General features: G+C 39.6%; 12 protein-coding genes. 1 reads left to right on the top strand and 11 read right to left on the bottom strand.

Going from position 1 to position 8,794, the window contains the following annotated elements; genetic code table 11:
- Positions 1–335: 335 nt before the first annotated feature.
- Positions 336–1,079 carry a hypothetical protein gene (locus D0T87_RS23085; protein ID WP_163178455.1) on the top strand — a complete coding sequence of 248 codons (744 nt, stop codon included), beginning with the start codon at positions 336–338 and terminating at the stop codon, positions 1,077–1,079.
- A gap of 156 nt (positions 1,080–1,235) precedes the next feature.
- Here D0T87_RS23085 and D0T87_RS23080 read toward each other — a convergent pair whose 3' ends face one another.
- From D0T87_RS23080 to D0T87_RS23030, 11 genes are all read right to left on the bottom strand, one after another.
- Positions 1,236–1,787, bottom strand: a complete 552-nt coding sequence (locus D0T87_RS23080; protein ID WP_163178453.1) for a DUF4468 domain-containing protein — start codon at positions 1,785–1,787, stop codon at positions 1,236–1,238.
- 190 nt (positions 1,788–1,977) lie between these two features.
- Positions 1,978–2,559: a hypothetical protein gene (locus D0T87_RS23075; protein WP_163178451.1), complete on the bottom strand. Its 582-nt coding sequence runs from the start codon at positions 2,557–2,559 to the stop codon at positions 1,978–1,980.
- 165 nt (positions 2,560–2,724) lie between these two features.
- A complete protein-coding gene (locus tag D0T87_RS23070; protein ID WP_163178449.1) occupies positions 2,725–3,252 on the bottom strand; it encodes a hypothetical protein in 528 nt (175 codons plus the stop codon).
- A 377-nt stretch (positions 3,253–3,629) separates the two neighbouring features.
- Positions 3,630–4,043 (bottom strand): hypothetical protein, encoded by a 414-nt coding sequence (locus tag D0T87_RS23065; RefSeq protein ID WP_163178447.1) that lies wholly within the window; start codon positions 4,041–4,043, stop codon positions 3,630–3,632.
- 127 nt (positions 4,044–4,170) lie between these two features.
- Entirely contained in the window at positions 4,171–4,710 is a 540-nt protein-coding gene (locus D0T87_RS23060; RefSeq protein WP_163178446.1) for a hypothetical protein, read from the bottom strand.
- Between the two features lie 179 nt (positions 4,711–4,889).
- Positions 4,890–5,345: a hypothetical protein gene (locus tag D0T87_RS23055; protein WP_163178445.1), complete on the bottom strand. Its 456-nt coding sequence runs from the start codon at positions 5,343–5,345 to the stop codon at positions 4,890–4,892.
- Between the two features lie 46 nt (positions 5,346–5,391).
- Positions 5,392–5,631, bottom strand: coding sequence for a hypothetical protein (locus tag D0T87_RS23050; RefSeq protein WP_163178444.1), 240 nt, complete (start codon positions 5,629–5,631; stop codon positions 5,392–5,394).
- Between the two features lie 132 nt (positions 5,632–5,763).
- A complete protein-coding gene (locus D0T87_RS23045) occupies positions 5,764–7,119 on the bottom strand; it encodes a DnaB-like helicase C-terminal domain-containing protein (RefSeq protein ID WP_163178442.1) in 1,356 nt (451 codons plus the stop codon).
- A complete protein-coding gene (locus D0T87_RS23040) occupies positions 7,109–7,873 on the bottom strand; it encodes a DUF4373 domain-containing protein (protein ID WP_163178440.1) in 765 nt (254 codons plus the stop codon). The genes D0T87_RS23045 and D0T87_RS23040 overlap by 11 nt, the downstream gene beginning before the upstream one ends.
- Before the next feature lie 83 nt (positions 7,874–7,956).
- A complete protein-coding gene (locus D0T87_RS23035; protein ID WP_163178438.1) occupies positions 7,957–8,289 on the bottom strand; it encodes a hypothetical protein in 333 nt (110 codons plus the stop codon).
- 51 nt (positions 8,290–8,340) lie between these two features.
- Positions 8,341–8,676 (bottom strand): SH3 beta-barrel fold-containing protein, encoded by a 336-nt coding sequence (locus D0T87_RS23030; RefSeq protein WP_163178436.1) that lies wholly within the window; start codon positions 8,674–8,676, stop codon positions 8,341–8,343.
- Between the last annotated feature and the right edge of the window lie 118 nt (positions 8,677–8,794).

Genomic DNA, 8,794 nt, shown 5'->3' with positions numbered 1-8,794 from the left:
GGAACAAGTACGAGGGTCATACAATGCTGCCTGTTATAGAATCGTTCAAACAAAAATATGGTATTAAAAAGTTGGTTGTCGTGGCTGATTCCGGTTTAAAGTTCATCCATTTATTGTTCTTTTTTAATTAATATATATTACTAGAATTCTCTTAGCAAATTTACAAGTCATTAAACAGCTATTTTCTTTATAATAGATTTGTTATCCGACACTTTGAATAAGATCGGAAAATTGCAGTTTCAAGAATCTAATACTACCTATCATCACTCAAGTTCAGGTCTAGAAAATACAATTAATACTTCTCTTTTTCTTCCTCACTTTTAAATTCAAATTATTTGTTTATATTAAAAGATATATCTATCTTAGCTGAAATTCAACAAGTAAGAACCATAGTCATTCAAATAATGAAAAGAGTATTACCTTTCCTATTGATCATATTCCTCATATCTTGTGGTAAATCAAAAGAAGAAAAAGCGGCAGAGTTAATAAAAGAAAAATTATTCAGCATATTAATTGATTATTCGAGCTACGAACCAATTGAGCTAAAATTAGATAGTTCATTTACAGACATTTATAGAGACACCTCTATTTTGAATCGAGCGATAAAAATTGACGTATATCACGAGCATCTTCGTAAGCTTCTGGATCAAGCCAAGAAAACTCAAAAGGATTTTGATTTTTGGGTAAATATCCGTTCAAATGAAGGTCGTCAAAGACTTGCAAATGCAAAATCAGAACTTCATGATCTCTGGACTGAGTTTAGAGACATAACTTTAATAAACAATAAGTCTCATGAAGAACTTAAGAACATAATAGATAGTTTTGTACCTCAATACGAAGGATGGAAAGCAAATCATCGTTTTAGATGTAAAACAAAAACGGGTAATTATGAAATTGTTGATCATACCTTCTATTTTGATAAGGATATGACTCAAATTACAGAATCACACAATGGCAATGAGGAAACATACGAACAGATGGTAAAGATTATCGACGAGGTCAAAAATGAGAAAATAGACAAGGAAAAGGACGAAAAATTTATAAAAGGGTTGGATAATTTTATAAAAACTCTAAAATAAGAACCAGTAGTTTTATTTCAATCAGGTTTATATAATTGATAAAAAACGGATAAGATATAACCCTAATCCGATTACCTGTAAATTTTGCAGTTTACACAAAATTTGGGATAGTCCCATTAAGTACTATTTAAATATTTCTTTATTGTTATCTATTAACTAAAAGTCATCTTCCTGTTCTATAGACTCAACTGTCGAATTTAATAAATTGGCAAAAGCGTCTGCTATACTAACCCTTTGACCGGTTCCTTCTTTAACAAAATCAGCAAGAGTGCAGGTTCTTTCTGTTGTTACATATTTTAAAAGGGCCACCGTTCTGTCTTCGACCAGATCAACAGTCATATTTTCAAATTTCAATCTGTACTTGTCATCTTTACAATCAATAGTCAAAGTAAATGATAAATCAGGCTTTCCAACAACACGCTTTTCATTTACATAATAGGTATACTTTTCCATTCCCACAATTCCTTTTATTATTATCTTACAATTCTCTGGGTCTTCATATTGCAATACACTTTTATAGTCACCAAAAGTTTTAGCAACCCATTGTTTTACATTGGAAAATTTTACATTCTTCGGAATCGCATTTTCATTAATCAAAGTATATGAGGAATTATCAAAAGGTTCGTCTAAAAAAGAGAAGTAATCAAATTGTTGTGCAAAGACGCTTAGTGGAATGCAAAGTAATAAGGAGAATAAGACTTTCTTCATAACGATCAATTAGTTTATAAATTAATAGTATACAAATTTATAAAAATCCTATAACTAAACAAAAGTAAACACAGTTATCTCATTGCAGGATAATTGGGGATTTAAAATCACAGGAAACCTGATTCACCATGTATTTTTCAAGTGAAATAATTGATATAGCACATTTTATGATAGTATCTCTGCTGTATAGCTACCACTCATTATTATCATCTTTAGTAAAGGCTTTTGTAATAATTGCATTAATATCTTTGTTTATTGCATTATTTATTTCATCATATAAGCGTTTCTTTTTAGGAGACAATTCGCCATTTTTAAAATATCCAGATATATCGCGTCGGAATGGAGATTGATGTAAATCTGATCCTATTGCATTGGGATTTCCAGTGATTACACTGTGAATAACAGGTGCATCTATTCTTAGGTATTCGTCTTTCACCCTAAACTTGAACGAACAATTAAAATGTTTGCGAAGAGGAAGTCCCATCACTTTTTCGTAGTAGGCGTCTAATTTTGTTGTATTGATAGAAACCATTTCATTCTCTACCTTATTAATGACATCACTTGAAGCTGTATACAAATTCGAAATCGCCAATAGAACCTTGTTGTAAATTTCAGATTGCGTTTCACCATTACATGATATAACTATATACTCCTTTCCGTCTTCATTATGAAAAGTACCATCTTCTATGAAATGAAATTTTATTGAATCTTCTTGTGAGAATATATTTATTGATAATAATAAAATGAATAATGATAAAACAACGCTCTTCATAATCGTGTGCATTTAGTTAATAATCCACGAAAATAAAGAATAAATATATGCAAACAAAAAGAAATGTAAATTATTGTATCTTGCTACGTATTTTTCTACGATTTTTCAACTTCGGAAAGCGTATTTATTTTGTAGAAATCTCTATTGTGTTAGAATAAAGATATTTTAAAACTCTATCGCCACCCCTCCAAACATGGCATACTTTGTTAAAGCCAAATTTATATTCACCTTTTTTATATTTATAACCGCTGCTCCGCCGAAGTCCAGACCCGAGATTGTTTTATCTCCAGTGAATTTATTGTGTACCTCGCCCGATTCTGAGAATTCATAATCACTACCATCTGTAGTTCCAGCAGTAACGTTTGCGTAACCAATTAAAGGAATAAGTCTAAAACCTTTTGAGATAGGAATTTGATAACCGGCATGGGCTAAATGACATTTCTTATCTGACCATTTTTCTACACCCATATCATTTTTGTGGGAAGGAGCCCATCCCATAACATCGACATAAAAGCCTTTTATAGTAAGATTGAACCCTGCCGCTCCACTTGTTAGGTCTTTTCCATACCCTACATAACCGCCCATTAGCCCAACATTCCATTTGCGGTTTACTTCTTTAATGGGGAAGAGCCCCTTTGCTGATACTTCAAATGCAGATAGAATCACAATCAACAGGAACAAACCTTTTTTCATATTAGCATGTGTTTTAGATGTTTTTGCAAATGTACACCATGAAAAATAGAATACCAAATGAGACTTTATAAAAAAAGAAAGCCGAAGATCACTCCCCGGCTTTCCTACCAAATTCATTAATTATTAATCTAAATTCACAAAATTATGCACAATACCTATAAAGCACTAAAAACAATCTTTTCACTTAACCCTAGCTCGTCGTGCGGCCATATCTTTTCCTGATGTTTTCTTTACCAGTTCGCCATAGACGACGTGCAGTTTATCTTTTTGCATGAGCAGGAGATTCCTGTAGGGTATTTCTTCGTATACTTCCCGATAGGAAAGGTGAAGATTTTCGATGAACGAGGCCATTTGTCCCATCATGGTTTGGTTTCCTGCTACTTCGCTTTTGCCACCATCGTTGTTACGTTCTTCGCACAGGTGGCAATGGCGAAAAAATCGTCGCCTCCTATCAAGGGAATGATGCGTATGAACGCATCATTTAGCTCTTTGATGGTGGCAGACTGTAATTTCTTTTTAATCCAAAACTTCTTCCAGCGCCAGTTCCAGGTGTTGCCGGCTAGCAATGATGCTATGCCGCTAGTGATGTGTGGCGCACTTGTTGGTATTTCGCCCAGTATGCTTAACCGGGTGTATTCTTCTTTCAGATCGACTTTTGAGAAGGCAGAGATGGCACGGCAGATGACCTTGATCACAGGCGGATACATGGTGTAGGCTTTGCCTGCAATAAGAACGGTTACGAAACTCTGTCCGATGATGCTATCTGCTATTAATTCTGATGCTTTACTCATTTTCTTTTAATATTGTTGGTTTATAAAATTGTTGTTTTTTTAGAGAGAGAGGGCAGGCAATGTACCTGCCCTCAGGAGTTCCAGTTATGCACTATTCCAGTTATGCCTGCTCACGCAGTATTTATGGTTATTTTACTTCCGAACCGTCAAACCAGTATTCGGAACGAGCGCCTTCTGCGTCGGGCTCCATGGCTGTACCTGCTACGGCCAGGCCGATGGCTTTATCGGCATTGGTTTCACGAGTTACAACAGCCGCTTTGGGGAACACACACCACTGATCGTCATCTGTTTTGCAAATCAGACACTTGTAGATTTCTACTGCTCCGGCTGCGCGTTTCCATCCAACGATTTCACTACCGTTCTTGATGATTTCGCCACCCATGAGGTTTGCTTTTGTCTGATAATCGTACTTACCGATGGTGAATGACGCCTGGATGTCTCCCATTACGGTGTCCTGACGGTAGTTCTGTCCGGTTAACTGATTTTTATAACGTGTCACGTTCGGTTCGGATTCTTCAAGATTCCATGTTTCGCCGTGAATATTTTCTACTTCGTGACCAGCTGTAACGGCTGCGTCGATAATTGTTTTCAAGGCTGCTCCTGTTAGGTCGCCTGTTACTAAACTTGTTTCTGCGTATAATACGCGACTGATTCCTGCTGCAATCATAATTTTTGGTTTTTAATTTTATTATACATTTTGTTTTTATTAGCGGATTATTTTGAGAGTATCCTGACCTCTTGTTTCAGGGTTTTGTTTTTGTCCCTGTTTTTGTTCTACACTGTAAAAGTACGGCGTTATCCGTAGGTTTCGAAGCTTTCCGGCTGATGCTTTCCGACTCACGACCGTCAGTCGGAAAGTGTGAATTCTGAGTCTTCTGACGGGGTTAGAGTGGTCAACCTTTCTATGATCTGGTTGTAGATTTGATCAATTACATCGCGGGTATCTTTGTAGTTTTTATAGAGAAAGACAACATCATAGCTATAGTCGGACACGGAAGAGCTGGACTTTACATTGAACACATTGGCTAGTGTAGCTCGTACTCTCCCATTCATGGGGATGCCAAAGAGAATGGTTCCGGGCGAATAAAGCCGTAGGATAATAAAGCAGAACTTCTTGCGCTGGGAAACACTGTCACAAAGTGATGGACCGCCTCTTTCTTCTTCGATTTCATTGAACCAATCATATAGCATGGGGATGAGCGACAAATCTGTGAAATCGGGTACGGAAAGGGTTTTCTTCTGATTTTTAAGAGATTCTAATAGAATCTTTATTTTTCGGGCTTCGTAAATGGAATTAAGCATGGGGTAAGTTTTTACGGTTTAACAATATAAACTGATATTAAGGGGGTTAGCGGACATTTTGTCCCCAACAGATGGCGCCGTAAATGGCATCGGTATAAAGGCGCATTTCTTCGGCGGTTTCTATGAAGTCGACATTAAGAGCGGCGTATTTGGCCATGCGGTATTCAATAGAGGCTTCCCGGCTGATGCCATAGGTTTCCTGTTCAATTTTCTGAAGTTCTTCGGCTTGCAGTTGAGCGATTAATTCTTCGGTAATTATTTCTTCGTTGATTGTTATTGGTTTCATATTCGTTTGATTTTTAAGTGATTAATTCTTTCTCTTGTTGATAAAAATGTTTTTTCAGGCATGGTTGTATGCCGGGCGGTTGGCAAACCGTCCCTACTCGAAGCAATATTTCTACGTTTTATGGGGTTTTGTTTAGAAAGGGTTATCCCCGTCCTTTACCTCCGGCGGAATGGGAATAGTACGCTCCTCGAACCGGGTGGTAGAGGCATTGAAAAATAATAGGAAGCTGGCGAGTCCGATATTACGGCCCTTGGCAATGTTGACCATGGCGGTTCCTTTCGTAGGCGCATCCTTGAAGGGATGGGGGTAGTTGGCGTCGTAAACTTCCGGGCGATAGAGCAGGACAACGATATCGGCGGCTTCGGCAATCTGTCCGCTGTCGCGCAGGCGGTTCAGGGTGGGCACATGGTTGGAGCCGTCGCGGTTGAGTTGCGAGAGGGCGATAATCCAGATGCCCAGGTCTTTGGCCAGGTTCTTCAGGCGGCGGGCTACCTCGGCCATCTGCTGCTCTTTGTTGGAGCCTTTCATGTTGACATTGAGAATCTGGAGATAGTCAACAACAACACCCTGAATGTGGCGTTTGGCCACCATGGTGCGGATGGAAGAGATAATAACGTCGATATTCGAGGTCGATTTATCGTCGAAGTAGACGGGCAGATGCATCAGTTTGTGCATGCTACCATCTACCTGTTTGAGTTCTATTTCGCCCAGTTTGTTATACAACAGTTTGTTCACGGCGACACCGCTTGCACAGGCGGCCATTCGTGCCATCAGCTCGGCTTTACCCATTTCGAGGGAGTAGATGGCTACAGCATGGTCATTCATAGCGGCACTCAGGGCGATGGACATAGCGAAAGAGGTCTTTCCCTGCGAGGTTTCGGCGGCAATGACGATCAGGTTTCCGGCATGGAGTCCGCCGCTTTGTGCATCGAAATCTTTGAAGCCGGTAGGTGCTCCGGTAAGCTCGGTACCGCCTGCCAGGTTCCGGTTGATGTGATTCTCGTACAGCTCGGCCACAGCTTCGCGGATGGTCGATATACTGCTGGCAGGGGTTGAGAAGATACCTGATAGTGAATCATTTACTTCTTCGAGGGTATCGGTAAGATCGAACGTCAGGTCGAGGGCTTTGCCAATGAGCTTCTGTCCGGCTTCCCAGGCGCGGCGACGGGAAAGCAGCTCGGCAAGTACTTGGGCAGAGTAGTAGTAATCGCCCAGAACACTGTTGGAAAGGGTGGCGACATGGTACGGCGTCATATCGTCGGCCACTCCCATACGCCGGAGTTCGTCGGTCACGGTGAGAATATCTACAGGCTCGCCTTTGCTGTTCAGCGTAAGGGCAGCGGCGTAGATGTGGCGGTGCAGTGAGTCGGAGAAGCAATCCTCGCAAAGGAGGTCGCGGACATCGTCCAGCACTTTGGCATAGGTGATGATGGAGCCAATAAGGTTCCGTTCAACGTCGAGGTCGTAGAGTTCAGCTTTAGTTTTCATATTCTCGTTTAGCCCAGTTTAGTACGGTTCGGTATAGATTTGAGTAGCGCTTGCGAAGGTCCTTACGGTTTTCGATCTGTTCGATAATGAATGCGATCTCCTTACCGGTATATTTACTCTTGAGTTTATAGAACTCTTCCTGCGTGATTTGGTGAGGAAAGTTTTCTTCATTTCCACAATACGGTGCATTCTCTTGCATCCAGGACAGGAACTTTTCGTAATCTAAATCTTTAATTGGCGAATCGCTCGTCTCATGAGTGCTCTTTTTTAGTTTACTCTCTTTTACTTTACTTTGTTTCAAAATGTCAGCATTTGAAGAGATTTTGCATGCATTTTCGCCCAAAATGTGTACATGATCCAGATGTGAAACGTCGACAAGTAGGAATTCTTTGCGAATTTGCACACATTTCCGACGCGATGTCGCTTCAAAATATATGCGCTGAATATCCTCAGAGGTCAGTATTTTATATCTGTCGTACAGGTTCTTATCGAAGAATCCGCGGTAAAGAAGTTCGTTCAGAACGTCAGATACAAAAGAGCCTTTACAGTTGTCGCCCATACGCTTTGTAAAGAGTATAAGTTCGTCCTTACCAAAGGTATAAAAATAACCATCGGCATAAACTTTACAGAGTAAACGTAGCATAATACTCTCTCCCTTTAGTCCGTAGTGGGCGCTGATTAATTGTGTTTTATCACTATCAAAGAAGTTGATACTCAAGGGAAAATAGTCTATTCCACTTTTTAATATTGCCATAATTTCTAGTTTTTATTATATTATTGTTACTTATAACCGAGATTGCTTCACTCCGTTCGCAATGACGAAGTTGATTTATCTACTTATGAAACAGCCTCATCGTACTCCCAATCCCTCACCCGTTCGTATTCTTCGTCATTCATTTCGCGGACAATTGCATCTAGTTTCCTGCCCATATAAGCGGCTATATTCGGATAGGAATGATCACTACATACACCATCTTTAACAAGCTCAACGGCAACGACTTCCATTTTCCGGCAAGGGTTGCCGTAGCATTCAACGTCGATGAATACCGTGCAACGATCGTTCAGGTCGTACTCCAGGGTGGTGGTCGAGAAGTTCAACCGGTGGGAGAAGTATTCGATTGCCCGTTTTATTACGTTCCGGCAAGTGGTTATCTGGTTGATGGTAGTCATAATACTAAATGCAAGTAGTGAAATAGTGGGGTGAAATTGAAAATATTCTCCTTAAAATTCCCAAAGCAGGTACGCTTTCTTGAAAGATCTGAACGCTTGTTTCTCGCAGTCGTAATAAACCACTACACTATCGCTCTTCTTTTTGCCGGAATCACTACCCTCTGCCTGCGGAATAAGTTCCGGTTTCAATGTACCGTAAGCCAGACGATAACAGCCATTCTCTTTTAGATAAAAAAATCGAGCAGTTCCAGCCATCAATAATTGGTTTAACCGTTGTATCTTCCAGCTTTGTTCAAGAGCATGCGACTTTGAAAAATTGTAACCTCTTACCAGCTGCCATGCATCGGTCATTACTTCACTCAACTGATTCTTAAATGATGTTTTCATAATCATACGTTTTAAATTATTAAGTAGATGTTCATAATTATTTCACATATAATAAAACTGTCGTATCTTCGCATCATACAAAATATAGATGCGAATGAAAATCACGATATTACCATTG

The organism is Bacteroides sp. 51 (assembly GCF_010500965.1).
In the GTDB taxonomy this organism is placed as follows: Bacteria; Bacteroidota; Bacteroidia; order Bacteroidales; family Bacteroidaceae; genus Bacteroides.
Note: the sequence above shows the minus strand (reverse complement) of the source record. Positions and strands in the feature narration are given on the sequence as shown.